Origin of the sequence: Azospirillum brasilense (genome assembly GCF_001315015.1) — a bacterium.
Lineage (GTDB): Bacteria > Pseudomonadota > Alphaproteobacteria > Azospirillales > Azospirillaceae > Azospirillum > Azospirillum brasilense.
On record NZ_CP012914.1, the window covers coordinates 2,189,155 to 2,205,332 of the forward strand.

A 16,178-nucleotide genomic window follows, 5' to 3' on the forward strand; every position below is an offset into this window, starting at 1 on the left:
TAGGTGCGCCGGCGGCGTCGGGTATATCCAACCGCACGGTCATACCGGCCTCGCCAGAAACTCAACGAAAGGACGTATTCAGTTCTTCGGCGCCGCGGGCACGCCGCGCCGCTCGATGAGCGCGGAGGTCAGCTCCTTGGCCTTCAGCGGGTCCATCGCGGCCAGGATCGGCGCCGTCTTGGTTTCCTTCATCTTCTCCACCACCCCAAGCAGGACGGGCATGTCCAGCTCCTCGAAGATGCGGGCGGCTTCCTTGGGCTTCATCGTCTCGTAGATCTTTACGAGGCTTTCGAGCTGAGCGGTCTGCTTCTCGTCGCCCTGGCGCATCAGCTTCTGGATGTCGGTGCGGACCTTCTCCATCTCCTGCACCTTCTGGTCGATGCGCTTCTCGGCGGCGGTCAGCAGGGCCTCGCGCTGCTCCAGCTCCTTGGTGCGGCGCTCGATCTCGGCGCGGCGCTCGGCGAAATGCTGGAGAAGCTCCTCATTCTTGACCGGGCCGAGGGCGGCGTTATCCGGCGGCGTCGGATTGGGCGGCGCGCCGTTGCTCGACCCGCCCTGGGCCGGTTCGGGCGAAGGCTTGGCGCCGTTGGCGGCAAGCTGCATCGGCGGCGCCGTAACGGCGCTCTGCCCCTGGGCCAGCGTCGCCGGGAAATCCGGCAGGCGGGCGTCGCGCGTGGTGATCCGCCACAGGTCGCCAACGCGCACCCCCAGCATCAGGACGGCGACGAAGATGGTCAGCGGCAGGATGCGGAACCGCCACGCCTTCATCTTCTCGCGCATTCGCTCCGCCAGCGGGCGGCGTGGGACGGCGGGCTTGCGTTTGGTCTTCGCCTTCAGCTTGGCCTTCGGCTTCGCCCTGGCAGCGGCTTGGGCGGCGGCTTGGGCCGCGGCCTGCGCGGCGCCCGGAGCCGGCGGCTGGCCGGCCACGCTCGGGCTGGTGCGAACGCCGGTCGGGGTGGCACCGGCCGGGCGGATCACGACCTTGGGCTCCCCGCCAAGGGCGGAGGATGCGCCTTTCGTGCTGGTGGCGTCGCTCATCCGACCCCCTTGCCGGCGTTCTCGATGGCTTGCAGAAGTTCACGCTCGGCGCGGGACAGACTCTCGCCCTCGCGCAGGATGGGATCGGGCGCCGGAGCGGGGCGGCGCGCCAGGGACTCGGCCCGCGACGGATCGGCGCGCAGCGGCTCGCTGCGGAACGCGGCGGAGCGCAACGGCGGCAAGTCGTCGTGATCGTCGTGGTCGAGGTGGCCATGATCGTGAAGATCATGGTCGTCGTGCCCGTGATCGTGGAGATCGTGGTCATCGTGACCGAGATCGTCCTCGACGATCGGACGCGGGGCGACGGCCGGGCGCGACGCGACGGGCGGACGGGCGGACAGGCCGGGGCGTGCCGCCGAACGGGCTGCCGGACCGGGCTTCGGCCGCTCCCCGCCGACATTGCCCAGCCGGTTCGCCATGGCGTCGGCAGCCTCGATCATGAATTCCAGCTCGTCGCGCAGGGTCTGCGCCTTGGCGACCGTGCGCTGCAGGTCGTCGCCGGTGTCGTGGGCCGTCTTCTTCAGACCGCGCACGCCGGTTTCGGCGCGCGACATGGCCTCGTTCAGGCCGCGCACCAGCTCGGCCATCTCGCCGCGGCTCTCGCGCAGCTTAATGATCTGCCGGTTGAGGATGATCGCGTAGGCGATGGTCGCGGCGAGCAGCCCCACCATCACCAGATCGAGGACGAGCGTGAGGGTCGGGCTCATAGCCGCATGACCTCCTGCTTGGGCAGCTCCCGCTCGATCCGCACGGCGATGTGCCCGCCCTTACGGCCCATGCGGCCTTGGAACATGGAAACGTCGCCGCAACGCAGCTCGATGGTGCCGTCCGGCGTGGCGTTCAGAAGGATTCGCGTGCCAACGCGCCAGTTCAGCACGTCGTGCAGGGTCATCGTCACCTCGTCCAGCACCGCGGAGATGTCCACGTCGGTGACCAGCAGTTCCGAGGCGAGGTGGGTTTCCCAAATCGAGTCGCGGCCGAACTTCTCACCCATGAACATCTGGAGCAGAAGCTCGCGCACCGGCTCCAGAGTCGCATAGGGGATCATCAGCTCCAGGCGGCCGCCGCGATCCTCCATGTCGATGCGCAGCTTGACCAGCACCGCCGCGTTGGCCGGGCGCGCGATGGTCGCGAAGCGCGGGTTGGTCTCCAGCCGGTCGAAGCGGAAGGTGACGGGCGACAGCGGGTCGAAGGCGGCGGACAGGTCGGACAGCACCACATGGACCATGCGCTCCACGAGGTTGCGCTCGATGGTCGTGTAGGGTCGGCCTTCGATGCGCATCGCCGCCGTGCCGCGCCGTCCGCCCAGCAGCACGTCCACGATGGAGTAGATCAGCGCCGAGTCCACGACCATCAGGCCGTAGTTGTCCCACTCCTCCGCCTTGAAGACGGACAGCATGGCCGGCAGCGGGATCGAGTTCAGATAGTCGCCGAAGCGCACCGAGGAGATCTGGTCGAGGCTGACCTCGACGTTGTCGGAGGTGAAGTTGCGCAAGCTGGTGGACATCATGCGGACGAGGCGGTCGAAGACCACCTCCAGCATGGGCAGGCGTTCGTAGTTGACGAGCGCCGAATTGACCAGCGCCATGATGCCGGAATTGTCGCCGTCCCCGGCCCCGCCCTGGTCGAAGCCGAGCAGGCTGTCGATCTCGTCCTGATTGAGGACGCGGGTCGAACCGCCGCCGCCCATGTCCGCCATGTCGCCCATGTCGCCGCCGTCTTCGGCGAGGGCGGCCCATTCGGCGGCAAGGCGTTCTTCTTCGCTCAGTTCCTCGGTGTTGCTCATGGCCCGTTTCCGCCGCCCCTACTGGACCAGCATTTCCTTGAACAGAACGTCCTTGACCTTCACCGGATGGGCGGACGCGGTGATCCGCATCAGCAGTTCCTGGCGCAGGCGGTACATGCCCGCCGACCCCTTCAGGTCCTCCAGCCGCAATTCGCGCAGATAGACCTGGAAGTTGTCGATGATGCGCGGCAGCACATGCTCGATCGCCGGTATGTCCTCGCCCTTGGCGAGCTGGATCGAGATCTTGATCTTCAGGAAGGCCGGACGCTTGCCGCTGCTGTTCAGGTTCACCAGCATGTCCGGCAGGTCGTAGAAGACCGGGGCCGCGTGGGGATCGGGCTGCGCCGGCTCCGCCGGCACCTCCGCGTGCTCCTCCTTCTTGCCGAGCAGCGAGTCGAGCAGGCCGCTGAAGTAGACGCCCGCTCCGGCGCCGATCAGCAGCACCAGCGGCAGGATGACGAACAGGACCAGCTTCTTGCCGCTGAATTTCTTGCGCGGCAGGCCATCGGTCGGAACGTCGTCTTCAGCGTGCGCGGTCATGGAATCCTAAGCGCGAGCGGTGGCGGAGCGTGGCCTTACCAGCCCAGCAACCCTATCTTTCGGATAGTTAACAAAGCCTTTCAGGCATGGTCCGAGGCTGTGACAGAAGCGCAACCTCAGGCCGCGGCACGGTTCTTGATTAGGGCTTTGCCGGAAATCCCTCTCAGCCGAGGAGCGAACGCCCGAACCACGCCCGCACCACCCTGCTCCACCCCGTCTGCCGCCGCCAGTCCGCCCGCTTCCGGCGGACGAGGCCCCCATGAACCCGCGCGCCGTCAGCGCCGCGGCAACGGGACGCTTTTGCCCGGCGGCGGGCGGCAGCCCTTGCCATCCCACCGGCAGTTCTTGCCCGGCAGGCGCTTCCCCGGCGGCGGCGTCCACCGCCATTGCGGTTTCCACGGCTCTTTCCAGCGCTGGCACGCGCTGTGCATTGCTTTCCGCGCCGGTCGGGACGATCCCCCGGCCCGAATGGAAAGAGGTCGCCGATGGAAAACCCGATCTACGTGTCCCTGTCGCGCCAGCTCACCCTGCGCCGCCAGTTGGACGTGATCTCGAACAACATCGCGAACATGAACACCACGGGCTTCAAGCAGCAGCGCATGCTGTTCACGGAGTTCCTGGAGCGTCCGGGCATGCACGAGCAGGTCAGCTTCGTGCAGGACCGCGCCGTGGTGCGCGACCTCTCGGCCGGCGGGATGATGCAGACCGGCAATTCGCTGGATCTGGCGCTGACCGGGCATGGCTACTTCACGGTCGATACGGCAAGCGGCCCGCGCTACACCCGCGCGGGCAACTTCCGCCTCAACGACCAGCGCCAGATCGTGGACGGCGGCGGCCTGCCGGTCCTCGGCGACAACGGCCAGCCCCTCGCCGTCCCGAACGGCACCAAGGACATCATGGTGTCCGGCGACGGCACCGTCTCCACCGAGCTGGGCCAAGTGGGCCGGCTGAACATCGTCACCTTCCGCAACGAGCAGCTGATGACCGAGGTCGGAGCCGGCCTCTACGTCAGCGACGAGGAGCCGCAGGCGGCCCCCGCCGAGACGAAGGTGGCACAGGGAATGCTAGAGAATTCGAACGTGAAGCCGGTGGTGGAAATGACGGCGCTGATCGAGATCCAGCGCCAATACCAGTCCAACCAGAAGCTGATCGAGAGCGAGCACGAGCGCATCCGCAGCGCCGTCCAGAAGCTGGGCCGCACGGCCTGATCGACCGCGTACAAGGAGTAAGAAACCATGCGCAGCCTCGCCATCGGCGCCACCGGCATGATCGCCCAGCAGCTGAACGTCGAAACCATCTCGAACAACATCGCCAACGCGACGACGACCGGTTTCAAGAAGCAACGGGCCGAATTCCAGGACCTGCTGTACCAGAACTTCCGCCGCATCGGCTCCACCTCGTCGGACGCCGGCACCATCGTGCCGACCGGCGTGCAGGTGGGTGCGGGCGTGCGCGTCGCCGCGGTGGCCCGCGTGCTGGAGCAGGGCAACCTGACCGTCACCGACAACAAGCTGGACGTCGCCATCAACGGCTCCGGCTATTTCCAGGTGCAGCTGCCCAGCGGCGACACCGCCTACACCCGCGCCGGCAATTTCAAGCTGTCGCCGGAGGGCATCATCGTCACCGCCGACGGCTATCCGGTGCAGCCGGCGATCACCATCCCGGCGGAAGCCGTGGACGTCGCCATCAACGCCTCGGGCGAGGTGATGGTGAAGCTGGACGGCCAGGTGGCCCAGCAGAATGTCGGCCAGCTCCAGCTCGCCACCTTCGCCAACGCGGCCGGCCTGGAAGCCGTCGGCGACAACCTGTTCCTTCAGACCGGCGCGTCGGGCGAGGCGGTCGGCGGCAACCCCGGCGCTCCCGGCTTCGGCCGCGTGGTGCAGGGCGCGCTGGAGACCTCCAACGTCAACATCGTGCAGGAGATCACCACCCTGATCTCCGCCCAGCGCGCCTACGAGATGAACTCCAAGGTCATCAAGACCACCGACGAGATGATGCAGCAGGCCTCGCAGCTCCGCTGATGTCGGCACCGTCGTAAGGCCCGTTTTTGCAAGGAACTCCCGCCATGCCCCGCCCCGCCCTCCGCATCCTCGGCACCGCCCTCCTCGCCGCCGCCCTTGCCGGCGGCCCGACGGTCCTTGCCCAGACGGCCCTCGCCCAGGCGATGGACGACGGCGCAATCGGGGTGGCGGCACAGGCGGTCGTCTACAGCCCGGCCCATGTCGAGGCGGCGCTGTCCGACGCGCTGTCCCGCCAGATCACCACGGGCCGCCTGCAAATGGAGCTGGACAACCGGGCGGTGGAACTGCGCGCCCCGGCGGGCGCCGGCAGCCTGACGGTGGAGAACCTCTACTACAACCCGGTGCAGGGCCGCTTCGCCGCGGAGATGATCGTGGCCGACACCCGCCCGGTCGTGCGCCTTCCGGTGTCGGGCCGCGCCTACGGCGTGGTGCAGGTGCCGGTGCTGTCGCGGCGCATCGCGCTCGGCGATGTGATCGGCCCCGGCGACGTGGATTGGCAGGACGTGCGCGCCGACCTCGCCGGCAGCGACATCGCCGCCACCGACGCCCAGCTCATCGGCCTGACGCCGCGGCGCGGCGTTCCCATCAACCAGCCCGTGCGGCTGCGCGACCTCCAGTCGCCGCGGGTCGTGGACAAGGGCTCGCTCGTCACCATCACGCTGGCCACCGAGAACCTGACCCTGTCGGCCCAGGGCAAGGCCCTGCAGGACGGCGGCCGGGGCGACGTGATCCGCGTCATCAACACCCAATCGAACCGCATCCTCGAAGCGACCGTCGCCGGCCCCAACATCGTCGCCGTGGCAAAGCCCGGCTTCATCGCGAAGTAAGGAGAAAGCTCCCATGCCTGCCCGCAAGAACACCGCCCGCACGGCGTTCCGCTTCGCGCTGCTCGCCGCCGTCGCCGCCGGCCTCCCCGCCTGCAACGCCATGTCGCGCGTGGCGGACATCGGCTCCGCTCCGGAACTCACCAAGATCAAGGACCCCCAGGCCCAGCCCGGCTACCAGCCGGTCAGCCTGCCGATGCCCACCCCGCTGCCGACGGAGCGCAATCCGAACTCGCTGTGGCGGACCGGCGCCAAAGCCTTCTTCAAGGACCAGCGCGCGGCCAAGGTCGGTGATCTGCTGACCGTCGACATTCAGATCAACGATCAGGCCCAGATGAACAACCAGACCACCCGCACCCGCGGCAACAGTGAGAAGGCCGGCATGCCGAGCATCTTCGGCTTCGAAGGCAAGGCGCTGCAGCGTGCGCTGCCCGACGGGGTGAACGCCGGCAGCCTGGTGGATCTTTCCAGTTCGACATCCAACGACGGCAAGGGCGCCATCAACCGCAAGGAGCAGATCACCCTGAAGGTGGCCGCCCTGGTCACCCAGTCCCTGCCCAACGGCAACATGGTCATTCAGGGTCGTCAGGAGGTCCGCGTGAACTACGAGGTGCGCGACCTGATCATCACCGGCGTGATCCGGCCCGAGGACATCACCGCACAGAACACCATCAGCTACGAAAAGGTTGCCGAGGCCCGCATCTCCTACGGCGGACGCGGCCAGATCACCGACGTGCAGCAGCCCCGCTACGGCCAGCAGCTGTTCGACATCATCATGCCCTTCTAAGGACGTTTCGGGGACCACAACCGAGAAGCACCAGCGACCAAAACAGAAGAAGGGGGCACCGGCCCCCTTCGGGCCGGTCGCGGAAAGGCGCAGCCGGCCTGCACGTGTTTGGACGGGAAGTTTCTGCCGCCCGGCTGGATCTGCCGATCCCCTCCTGCCTCCTGCCGGTCACTCATTCGCCCCGTCACACGTTCCGAGCCAGAAGCGCCTCGTAACGCCGGATGGTGTCCCGCATCTCCTCCACAATTTGGCGCTGCGCCTCGCTGCACCGCCGCCAATCCTCCGCGTCGGCATCCTTTGCCTCAGCGCGGTTCACCGGATGATGCGCATGGGTCACGGGGCTTCCCATTCAACAGGCGGTAAGACCCTTCCAACGCCTTCTCGGCAGACCGCAGACGTTTGTCGGACCGGTCCAGCAGACGCTTCTTCGTATCTGCGTCTCACGGACCAGGGCCTGCAACGTCTCGATCCGCTTCAGAAGTTCCATTTCACCCCCCAACAGGCGATTCTGCCAACCCGCACCGACGGGCCGCACGGGCGGCCGACAAGGCTGCGCGGCGAATCAAGTGCCACGCCGAAGGGCGAGACGGCCATCGGACGACGTCCTTCGTTCGATAGGGGCAGTGACAGGGAGTGGCAGCCCGTTTCCCCAGCTGGCCGGAACCGGCCGGGGCCGGTAGGTTGACGGTTCCTTGCAGCGGGCTCGCGGCCGGCCCGAGCGAACCAAGCTCCGACAGAGGGGCAGGCCGCCCAATCTTCATCTCATGGTCAGGGTTTCACGGACTCCGAACGTTCCCTCCGTCCCCGGCACTCTCCTGTTGACAAGGCCATGCGGTTGAAGACCACTGGCCTCATGGCAACCATTCAACAAGCGCTGACCATCGCGCTCGACCACCACCAGGCCGGACGCCCGGCGGAGGCGGAGATTCTGTGCCGGCGCATCCTCGATGCAGACCCGGATCAGGCCACCGCCTGGCATTTGCTGGGCATCATTCACGCACAGGCCGGACTCTTCGACGAAGCCGCGGCCCTGCTCGGCGAGGCGCTGGCCCGCGCGCCGGGAGCCGACCTGCACCGGCACCGCGCCATGGCCCGTCAGGAAGCCGGCGACCTGGAGGGTGCGGTCGCCGACTACCGCGAGGCCGCGCGACTGGCCCCAGCACTGACCGACGCCGCGCTCAACGCCGGAATCCTGCTGGAGCGGCTTGGACGCCACGCGGAGGCGCGGGAGGCCTACCGGACGGCCCTGACGTCGGACGGCGCATCCGATAGCGGCGCCCCCCGCGCCGCCACCCATCTCGGCCGGTTGCTGCTGGCCGGCGGCGACGCGGCGGAAGCGGCGATCGTCCTGGAAGGCGCGGTCCGGGCCGACTCCACCGCGTTGGAATCCTGGTACCATCTGGCGGACGCCCGCGCACGGTCCGGAGACGCCCGCGGGGCCGAAGCCGCACGACGCCGCGCTCTGGCGCTGGCCCCAGCCTTCTTCGGCATCCTGGCCCGCGCGCCGGACAGCGGGGACGATCCCGCCGAAGCGGCCCGGCGGCTGGGCTGGGCGCGGGCGCTCGAACCGCAGCGCCCCGAGCCGCTGTGCAACCTCGCCGCCACCCGCCTGCGTCAAGGACGCCTTGCAGAGGCCGACGCGCTGTACACCGCCCACCTGGAGCGCGTTCCCGCCGACTCCGCGGGCTGGAGCGCGAGGGCGGTCTGCCGGATGGACGCCGGTGGCTCGGAGTCGGCCGAAGCCGACGGCCGGCGCGCTCTCGCGCTCGACCCGGCGGCGGAGGGCGCGCTGGCCACCCTGTCGATCCTGCGGAGCCGGCGGGGCGACCCGTTCGCCGCCGGCCATCTGCACCGCCGGATGCGCCGCTTGGCGAACGGCTCCGCGCCGTCCGGCGACGACGATCTGGACGCGCTGATCCGGGCGACCGCCGAGGTCATGCCCTTCCTGGCCGAAGCCTCCCATCCTGAGCGGCGGAACGCCGCGGCACGGGGTTTCAACCCGCATCTGCGTGTCCGCCATCATGACACCGAGACCCGTGACCGCATCACCACCTTCTGGTCGGGTGCGCCGCTGAACGCCGGGGCACGGCTGGCGCTGCGCTCCATGGTGGCGCAGGGGCACCCGGTGCATCTGTTCAGCTATGGCGACCCCGCCCTGCTCGGCCGGGTGCCGGATGGCGTGCGGGTGGAGGACGCCGGAACGGTGGTGCCGCACCATGTCTACGACCTGTGCGTCCGCAGCGCCGAGATCCGCTATTTCAGCGACATCTTCCGCTACGCCGCCCTGCACGCCTTCGGCGGCTGGTGGCTGGACACCGACGTCGTCCTGCTGAAGCCTTTGAGCTTCGGCACCGGCCACCTGTTCTGCTCGCAATGGCACGGCCTGGACGCCGGCCACGCCCTGGTCGGCGACGCCATCCGCGCGCCGCGGGGCTCGGTCCACATGCGCCGGCTGTTCGAGGAGTCGATGCGCATCCTGATGAACGGCAGCGACCGCCGCTTCGGCGCGGTCGGGCCGCTGCTGCTCAGCCGCTACGTGCTGACCGGACCGGGCCGGGAGCTGCTGGACCGCGTGCTACCCCCGACGGTCTTCAACGCTGTCGATTGGACGGAGCATTCCTGGCTGGCCGAACCCGGTGGGCGGGCGCTGGCCCTGTTGTCGGACGAGCGGGTCGCCGGCGTGCATTTGTGGAACGGCATGTGGGGTCCCGGCGGTCCGCCGGCGGAGGGCGCCGACGCGGAGTCGGTGCTGGGCCGGCTGGCCGCCCTGCACGATGTGGATGCCTCCCTGTCGGCCCTCGCCATCCGCTTCCATTCCGACAAGGGCCCCCGCCTGGGCACCGAGCGGTTGGGGCATCACTACACACGGGTCTATGACGCGCTGTTCGCACCGCGGCGGTTCGAAGCACTGCGCATCCTGGAGATCGGCCTGTGCCGCGGCCGGGTGGAGGGCTGGAAGCAGGACGACGTGCCCAGCCTGCGCATGTGGGAGCGCTATTTCCCAAACGCCGTCCTCGTCGGCGCGGACATCGAGGATTTCTCGGCCTTCGACGGCGGGCGGGTGACGACCCGGCGCGTCGACCAGGGCGACGCCGATGGCCTGCAGCGTCTGGCCGGGGAGGACGGACCCTTCGACATCATCATCGATGACGGCTCCCACGCCTCGCGCCACCAGCAGATGACGCTGGCCGCCCTCTTCGGCCGGTTGCGCCCCGGCGGGGTTTACGTCATCGAGGATCTGAACTGGCAGCCCGCGGACGTCGAACGTCCGGGGGATCGTCTCACGCTCGATGTCCTGCGCGGATTCATGGAAAACGGGCGGATCGACAGCCCGCACATCGCGGCGGCGGAGTGCCGCGCCCTCGAATCGGCGATGGGCCGCGTGGAGCTGTACGACAGCCTCAGCGAACTGGTCGGGGCGGAGCGCATGGCCGGTCTGGCGGTGATCCACCACCGCAACGGCAACCCCTGACGGACGAAAGCCCCCGCCGGGATCGGTGGGGGCTTGCCCGGCACAGCGAGGATCGCCGCCGCGTCAGTCGTCGCGCTGGGTGCGCTCCATGCGCTCGTGCCGCTCCTGGGCTTCCAGGCTCAGCGTCGCGATGGGGCGGGCGTCGAGGCGGCGGACGGAGATGGGCTCCCCCGTTTCCTCGCAATAGCCGTAGGACCCATCCTGCAACCGCTCCAGCGCCGCGTCGATCTTGGAGATCAGCTTGCGCTCGCGGTCACGGGTGCGGAGCTCCAGCGCCCGGTCGGTCTCGGCCGACGCGCGGTCGGCGATGTCCGGTTCCTGGATGCCGCCTTCCTGAAGGCTGCTCAGGGTCTCGCTGGATTCGGCCAGCAGCTCCGCGCGCCAGCGCAGCAGCTTCTGGCGGAAATATTCCCGCATCACGGGATTCATGAACTCCTCGTCTTCCGACGGGGTGTAGTTCTTAGGCAGAAGCGGAGACGACATCCGAGAGCATCCAACGCAAAAGGGTGATCCGGGCGGCGCGGAGTATAGGTAGGCGCATCGGCAACCGCAACCCTGCGCTTCGCCTATCGAAGCGCGAACAAGCCCTTGGAGAAGCAAAGTTTTGTGAAAGGTTCGGCGATGGCCGTACGGCCGATGCCGAAAAGCCGGTCCTATGGCCGGAAACCGCGCTCAGGGGGTGAGCTTCGCAAGCTCGACCTGGGCGCGCAGATCGATCTGGTCAAGAATGTCGGCCAACCGCGGATCGTCCACATGGACGCGGCGCGACTGCACCACCTTCACGAGGTCCATCAGCTTCTGCGCCGGAAGCGTGCCGGCGAGCAGCCCGTGCTGGATCTCCTCCAGCTTGTCGAGCATCTCCTCGGCGCGCATCTTGCCGCGCGAGGCGCGGGCCGTGGCGTCGTCCACCTCCTGCAACGCCAGCACGCTGGCGATGCCGGCCAGCGGCGCCGCGGCGTGGACGCCCTGCGCGGTGTTGGTCTCGCCGACGAGCTGCTTGGAAAAGGACGCACCGGACGAGCCTTCGGCTTTCCCCGTGCGCCGGACCGAGCTGCTGCCGCGAAGTTTTCCGGGGCCTTCGACTTTCATGTTCCGTGCAACCGGTTTCGGAAAAGCGAGATACTCTAGATGGAAGCACCTTAACATCCGGTCAAGGTTTGCCGCAATCGGGCAAAAATTGCCCCGCTTCCGTGACATAAAGCGGTCGGACGCGGTGCCAATTTCCGGCCTTTTCATCCGGCGCCGCCGCTTACCCTTGCCGATCCTGCGCTTTGCCTGCCATCCGCGGCTCTGGCACGCCGTTTGTATAGGAAGGGACAGCCGTTGAGGAGTGTCCCCGTCATGACCGCCACCGCCCTGCCCCGTGCCGCACTGCGTCATGCCGCCCTGCGCCGTGCCGTCATGCCCCGCGCTGCCGTCCTGCTGCGCGCGGTCGCGATGCTGGCCGCGCTGGCCGCGGCGCTGCTCGCGCTGTCGGCGCCGGCCTCGGCCTCCTCGGCGCGGATCAAGGACGTGGTGGACGTCGAGGGCGTGCGCGACAACATGCTGATCGGCTACGGCCTGGTGGTCGGCCTGAACGGCACGGGCGACAGCCTCAACAACTCGCCCTTCACCGAGCAGAGCCTGGTCGGCATGCTGGAGCGGATGGGCGTCAACACCCGCGGCACCAACCTGCGCACCAAGAACGTGGCGGCGGTGATGGTGACGGCGACCCTGCCGCCCTACTCCGCCCAGGGCACGCGCATCGACGCCACCGTGTCGGCGATGGGCGATTCGAAGAGCCTGCTCGGCGGCACGTTGCTGGTCACGCCACTGTTGGGCGCCGACGGCGAGGTCTACGCCGTGGCCCAGGGGCCGATCGCGGTGTCGGGCTTCTCCGCCCAGGGCCAGGGGGCCAGCGTGACCCGCGGCGTCCCCACTTCGGGCCGCATCTCTTCGGGCGCCATCGTCGAGCGCGAGATTCAGTTCTCGCTGGCCGAACTGCCGGTGTTGCGCCTGTCGCTGCGCAACCCGGACTTCACCACCGCCCAGCGCGTGGCGACCGCCATCAACATCCAGCTCCGCGGCAATCGGGCGCAGGCCACCGACCCCTCCTCGGTTCTGCTGAGCGTGCCGGAGGCCCGGCGCGGCGACATCGTCGGCCTGATCACCGAGATCGAGCAGCTCCGCGTCACCCCCGATCAGATCGCCCGCGTGGTGGTGGACGAGAAGTCCGGCGTGATCGTGATGGGCGAGAACGTCCGCATCTCCACCGTCGCCATCGCCCAAGGCAACCTGACGATCCGCGTCACCGAGACGCCGCAGGTCAGCCAGCCCGGTCCCTTCAGCCAGGGCCAGACCGCCGTGGTGCCGCGCACCGACATCCAGGTGGACGACCAGTCCAACAACCGCCTCGCCGTGATGAATTCCGGGGTGACGCTCCAGGAGTTGGTACAATCCTTGAATGCGCTTGGCGTAGGTCCCCGGGACATGATCGCCATCCTTCAGTCGATCAAGGCCGCCGGAGCCCTGCAGGCGGAGATCGAGGTGATCTGATGGATACGACGCTTTCCCTTCCCGGCCTTCCGCCCCCACGCCTGCCCGCGGCCGCCGAGCGCGCCCAGAACGGTGCGCAGCCCGGCGCCCAGGCGAGCTTCCGGACGGCGGTGCGCACCGATCTGGTCGATCCCAAAAGCGCGGAGAGCAAGGTGGACCCGGCGATCCGCGCCAAGATCCGCCAGTCCGCGAACGAGTTCGAGAGCGTCTTCGTCTCCCAGATGCTGGGCCACATGTTCGACGGGATCGAAGTGGACCAGAACTTCGGCGGCGGCCATGCCGAGGAGATGTTCCGCTCCATGCTGACCAACGAGTACGGCAAGCAGGTGTCCCGCAGCGGCGGGTTCGGCATTGCCGATCAGGTTTACCGCGAGCTTCTGCGCGCACAGGAGGGCAACCATGGATAAGGTCGACGTCCGTTTCCCGCAGCCGTCCAAGGCTCCCGCCGCCAATCTGCCCAAGAACGCGGAGGAGCGCGCCGCCGCTCTGGTCGAGCTGATGAACCGGTTGAGCGCTCATCTGGCGCGTGAGACCGAAGCCGTGATGCGGCACTGCACCAGCGCCGAACTGGCCCGGCTGGGACGCGAGAAGCAGCCGATGATGCTGGTCTACGAGGAGGTGTCGCGCCTGCTGCGCGTGGACCGCGAGGGCATGGCCGCCCTGCCCGACGAGGCCAAGGCCCAGCTGCGCGAGGCCACGCGCGGCCTGTACGAGGCGTCCGCCGCCAACGCCGACGCGCTCCGCCGCAACAGCGCGGCGCAGAAGATCCTGGTGGACACCGTGGTCGGCGCCATCAACCGCGCCCGGCAGACCACCACCCCCGCCTACGGAACCGCCCCGGTTCCGCCCCGCGCGACCTACGTCACGCCGAGCCACGGGCCGTCCACCTCCGCCACCCTGAACACCCGGCTCTGACGCCTCCGCCAGCGCCGCCATCCGCAGCAAGGGCCGTCCGACCGGGCGGCCCTTCGGCGTTGCCGGGTCCGGCAATAAGCGCCGGTCACCCGGCGGAATTTGCCGCCCGGCGGACGGAACTGCCGGGCGCGGGATCGCGGGCGGACGCGTCGGCGCCGGCCTGAAACTGGCCCATTAGTTGCTTCCGGATGGGGTGCACCTGTCCGCTTCGGGGAACCCGTTCCATGGCCATCCAAACGAACATCGCGCCCTCCGCGTTCGAAAGCCTGGTCAAGGGCCAGACCTCCTCCAGCCAGAACACGGCCCCGCGGAGTGACAAGTTCGCCTCCATGATGGACCGGCTGATCAGCGAGGCCGCAACCCGTAAACGCGATCAGGCGCAAGCGGAAGCGGCGGCCCAGGATCGGCGCAACGCCGCGGCAAGCGCGGCCGACCAGGCGGCCGCCGATCGGGCCGCTGATCGCAGCAAGGCCGCGGAGCGCAGCCCGCCGCCCCGCTCCGAACCCATCCGCGCGGAGCCCGCCAAGCCGCGCCAGTCCTCCGAAGCCACCACCCAGGCCGCAGCACAGCGCGCCGCCGAACGCAGGGACGCCCGCGCGTCCGACGCGGCCAAGGCCGGCGATGACGCACACGCGGCGCGCACCGAACGGCGCGAGGCTGCCGCCGCGAACCACGCCGCGGCGAAGGAGGCGACAAAGGATGTGAAGGCGGCCGGCGCCAAGACGGCGCGGGACGACACCGCCGCGCAGCCGGCGCTCGCCGATTCCACCGTTCAGACCGACACGGCGGAGGAGGTTCCACCGGATCAGACCGACGGCGCGATGGATGACGGCGCCACACAGGATGATGCCGGCAATCAGCCCGCGGAGGACGGGAACGGCGAGGCTGCGATCCTCGATCTGACCGTCACCGTGACCGAGACCACCGTGGAGCTGGTGACCGCCGACCAGTCCACCACCCTGACCGACATCGAGGCCGCCCTGTCTCTGGCCGTCGCCCCGCTGGCCATCGGCACGCCGGATGACGAAGAGGCGAACAAGACGACGGAAGACGGTGCGGTCGGGGAGGCAGCCCCGGTCGAAGCCGCACCACCCGACGCTCCGACTCCGGACAATGCGGACACTCCTACCGCCGCCGATGCGGCTTTGGCCGCCGCCTTGGCAACCGCCGCCGCCCCTCACCAGGATGGCAAGGCCAAGTACGCCTCCGATGAATCCATAAAGGCCGCCGCGGCGGCCAAGCCGGGCGTGGAAGCGCCTCCGACAGCGGATACCATGCCGGCGCCGGCCGTCCCGATGGGCAGTCCGCAAAGCGAGATCCCCGCACTCCACGCCGAGGCCAAGGACGCCGCCGTCGAGGGCAAGCCGGCGAAGGCCGCCGACTCGCTGTCCCCCGGTGCCCTGCCCCTCGCCGACCTGCCGAACGACGACAGCGCGCCGCTGCCGCAATCCCTGACCGATCTCGCCGCGGCCAAGGCCAAGGGCGCGACCCGGACCGGGGCGGACGGCGATGCCGGAGCCAACGCCGGCCACCGTGGCAACCCGGACCCGAACGGCAACGCCGCCCTGGCGCAACCGCCGGCGCCCCAGGCACCGGTTGCCGACCCGGCAAAGCCTGCCGGGCAAAGCGCGCTCCTGACCGCTGCGGCTGCGGCGGCCGCCACGGACGCCGCCCCGCCGACCGACGGCGCGACTCACCCCACCACCCCCACGCACCCGATCTTTGCCGGGATCGAGGGCGTGCACACGGCGAGCGGCGTGGAGGCGGGGCTGACCACCGCCCAGCTTCGCCCATCCCGCGGGTCCGCCGGACTGCCGATGGGCGTGCAGGAGCAGGTGGCCGTCCACATCAGCAAGAACATGTCGGACGGCAACGACCAGTTCACCATCAACCTGCGCCCCGCCGAACTGGGCCGCATCGACATCAAGCTGGAAATCGGCCAGGACGGGCGGGTCACCGCGTCGGTCGCCGTGGAGAAAGCCCAGACCCTCGAACTGCTGCAACGCGACAGCCGCAATCTGGAACGCGCCTTGCAGGACGCTGGACTGAAGGCGGACAGCAACAGCCTCAACTTCAGCCTGCGCGGTGAAGGCGGCCAGTCGTTCCAGGACTCGGGACGGCAGGGCGGCTCGGGCCGGCGGGGCCGCGGCTTCGGCGGCGGCGCGGGTGATGTGGAGGATGCGCAGGCCGCCTACACCCTGACGCTGGCCCCGGGCCGCGTCGACATCCAGGCCTGATTCAGACCAGCCGCAGCCATTCC

General features: G+C 69.1%; 15 protein-coding genes. 9 read left to right on the forward strand and 6 right to left on the reverse strand.

What is annotated here, in order from left to right; genetic code table 11:
* Positions 1–78: 78 nt before the first annotated feature.
* The 4 genes from AMK58_RS10135 to AMK58_RS10150 are packed head-to-tail and all read right to left on the reverse strand — an operon-like array spanning position 79 to position 3,364.
* A complete protein-coding gene (locus tag AMK58_RS10135; RefSeq protein ID WP_059398860.1) occupies positions 79–1,038 on the reverse strand; it encodes a MotE family protein in 960 nt (319 codons plus the stop codon).
* Positions 1,035–1,745 (reverse strand): DUF6468 domain-containing protein, encoded by a 711-nt coding sequence (locus AMK58_RS10140; RefSeq protein ID WP_059398861.1) that lies wholly within the window; start codon positions 1,743–1,745, stop codon positions 1,035–1,037. Before AMK58_RS10140 ends, AMK58_RS10135 begins: the two co-directional genes overlap by 4 nt.
* Positions 1,742–2,824, reverse strand: a complete 1,083-nt coding sequence (gene fliM / locus AMK58_RS10145) for a flagellar motor switch protein FliM (RefSeq protein ID WP_035674995.1) — start codon at positions 2,822–2,824, stop codon at positions 1,742–1,744. Before fliM ends, AMK58_RS10140 begins: the two co-directional genes overlap by 4 nt.
* 18 nt (positions 2,825–2,842) lie before the next feature.
* Positions 2,843–3,364 carry a flagellar basal body-associated FliL family protein gene (locus AMK58_RS10150; protein WP_035674997.1) on the reverse strand — a complete coding sequence of 174 codons (522 nt, stop codon included), beginning with the start codon at positions 3,362–3,364 and terminating at the stop codon, positions 2,843–2,845.
* Between the two features lie 485 nt (positions 3,365–3,849).
* Between AMK58_RS10150 and flgF the strand changes: the two genes are divergently transcribed.
* The 5 genes from flgF (at position 3,850) to AMK58_RS10175 (ending at position 10,468) form a co-directional block, all read left to right on the forward strand.
* Positions 3,850–4,572, forward strand: coding sequence for a flagellar basal-body rod protein FlgF (flgF, locus tag AMK58_RS10155; RefSeq protein WP_035674999.1), 723 nt, complete (start codon positions 3,850–3,852; stop codon positions 4,570–4,572).
* Positions 4,573–4,599: 27 nt separating this feature from the next.
* Positions 4,600–5,385, forward strand: a complete 786-nt coding sequence (gene flgG / locus AMK58_RS10160) for a flagellar basal-body rod protein FlgG (protein WP_035675001.1) — start codon at positions 4,600–4,602, stop codon at positions 5,383–5,385.
* A 44-nt stretch (positions 5,386–5,429) separates the two neighbouring features.
* Positions 5,430–6,212, forward strand: a complete 783-nt coding sequence (gene flgA, locus AMK58_RS10165; RefSeq protein WP_059398862.1) for a flagellar basal body P-ring formation chaperone FlgA — start codon at positions 5,430–5,432, stop codon at positions 6,210–6,212.
* Positions 6,213–6,225: 13 nt separating this feature from the next.
* Positions 6,226–6,996, forward strand: a complete 771-nt coding sequence (flgH, locus tag AMK58_RS10170; RefSeq protein WP_035675005.1) for a flagellar basal body L-ring protein FlgH — start codon at positions 6,226–6,228, stop codon at positions 6,994–6,996.
* 853 nt (positions 6,997–7,849) lie between these two features.
* Entirely contained in the window at positions 7,850–10,468 is a 2,619-nt protein-coding gene (locus AMK58_RS10175; protein ID WP_059398863.1) for a tetratricopeptide repeat protein, read from the forward strand.
* Positions 10,469–10,531: 63 nt separating this feature from the next.
* Here the strand turns inward: AMK58_RS10175 and dksA are convergent, their stop codons facing one another.
* Positions 10,532–10,951, reverse strand: a complete 420-nt coding sequence (dksA, locus tag AMK58_RS10180) for an RNA polymerase-binding protein DksA (RefSeq protein WP_035675009.1) — start codon at positions 10,949–10,951, stop codon at positions 10,532–10,534.
* Positions 10,952–11,140: 189 nt separating this feature from the next.
* Positions 11,141–11,557, reverse strand: coding sequence for a flagellar assembly protein FliX (locus tag AMK58_RS10185; protein WP_014240995.1), 417 nt, complete (start codon positions 11,555–11,557; stop codon positions 11,141–11,143).
* Between the two features lie 312 nt (positions 11,558–11,869).
* Here AMK58_RS10185 and AMK58_RS10190 point away from each other — a divergent pair, with 312 nt between their 5' ends.
* From AMK58_RS10190 to AMK58_RS10205, 4 genes are all read left to right on the forward strand, one after another.
* On the forward strand, positions 11,870–13,003 hold the full coding sequence (locus AMK58_RS10190) for a flagellar basal body P-ring protein FlgI (RefSeq protein ID WP_035675018.1): 1,134 nt from the start codon (positions 11,870–11,872) through the stop codon (positions 13,001–13,003).
* Positions 13,003–13,410 (forward strand): rod-binding protein, encoded by a 408-nt coding sequence (locus tag AMK58_RS10195; protein WP_079285025.1) that lies wholly within the window; start codon positions 13,003–13,005, stop codon positions 13,408–13,410. Before AMK58_RS10190 ends, AMK58_RS10195 begins: the two co-directional genes overlap by 1 nt.
* Positions 13,403–13,918, forward strand: coding sequence for a hypothetical protein (locus AMK58_RS10200; RefSeq protein WP_035675012.1), 516 nt, complete (start codon positions 13,403–13,405; stop codon positions 13,916–13,918). The genes AMK58_RS10195 and AMK58_RS10200 overlap by 8 nt, the downstream gene beginning before the upstream one ends.
* Positions 13,919–14,142: 224 nt before the next feature.
* Entirely contained in the window at positions 14,143–16,155 is a 2,013-nt protein-coding gene (locus AMK58_RS10205) for a flagellar hook-length control protein FliK (RefSeq protein ID WP_059398864.1), read from the forward strand.
* Positions 16,156–16,178: the final 23 nt, after the last annotated feature.

Excerpts from the sequence above, each read along its gene's own strand:
- AMK58_RS10200 (WP_035675012.1), top strand. The coding sequence starts at position 13,403 with ATGGATAAGGTCGACGTCCGTTTCCCGCAGCCGTCCAAGGCTCCCGCC.
- flgA (WP_059398862.1), top strand. The coding sequence starts at position 5,430 with ATGCCCCGCCCCGCCCTCCGCATCCTCGGCACCGCCCTCCTCGCCGCC.
- fliM (WP_035674995.1), bottom strand. The coding sequence starts at position 2,824 with ATGAGCAACACCGAGGAACTGAGCGAAGAAGAACGCCTTGCCGCCGAA.
- flgG (WP_035675001.1), top strand. The coding sequence starts at position 4,600 with ATGCGCAGCCTCGCCATCGGCGCCACCGGCATGATCGCCCAGCAGCTG.
- AMK58_RS10175 (WP_059398863.1), top strand. The coding sequence starts at position 7,850 with ATGGCAACCATTCAACAAGCGCTGACCATCGCGCTCGACCACCACCAG.
- dksA (WP_035675009.1), bottom strand. The coding sequence starts at position 10,951 with ATGTCGTCTCCGCTTCTGCCTAAGAACTACACCCCGTCGGAAGACGAG.
- AMK58_RS10185 (WP_014240995.1), bottom strand. The coding sequence starts at position 11,557 with ATGAAAGTCGAAGGCCCCGGAAAACTTCGCGGCAGCAGCTCGGTCCGG.
- AMK58_RS10205 (WP_059398864.1), top strand. The coding sequence starts at position 14,143 with ATGGCCATCCAAACGAACATCGCGCCCTCCGCGTTCGAAAGCCTGGTC.
- AMK58_RS10140 (WP_059398861.1), bottom strand. The coding sequence starts at position 1,745 with ATGAGCCCGACCCTCACGCTCGTCCTCGATCTGGTGATGGTGGGGCTG.
- AMK58_RS10150 (WP_035674997.1), bottom strand. The coding sequence starts at position 3,364 with ATGACCGCGCACGCTGAAGACGACGTTCCGACCGATGGCCTGCCGCGC.
- AMK58_RS10135 (WP_059398860.1), bottom strand. The coding sequence starts at position 1,038 with ATGAGCGACGCCACCAGCACGAAAGGCGCATCCTCCGCCCTTGGCGGG.
- AMK58_RS10195 (WP_079285025.1), top strand. The coding sequence starts at position 13,003 with ATGGATACGACGCTTTCCCTTCCCGGCCTTCCGCCCCCACGCCTGCCC.
- flgF (WP_035674999.1), top strand. The coding sequence starts at position 3,850 with ATGGAAAACCCGATCTACGTGTCCCTGTCGCGCCAGCTCACCCTGCGC.
- flgH (WP_035675005.1), top strand. The coding sequence starts at position 6,226 with ATGCCTGCCCGCAAGAACACCGCCCGCACGGCGTTCCGCTTCGCGCTG.
- AMK58_RS10190 (WP_035675018.1), top strand. The coding sequence starts at position 11,870 with ATGCCCCGCGCTGCCGTCCTGCTGCGCGCGGTCGCGATGCTGGCCGCG.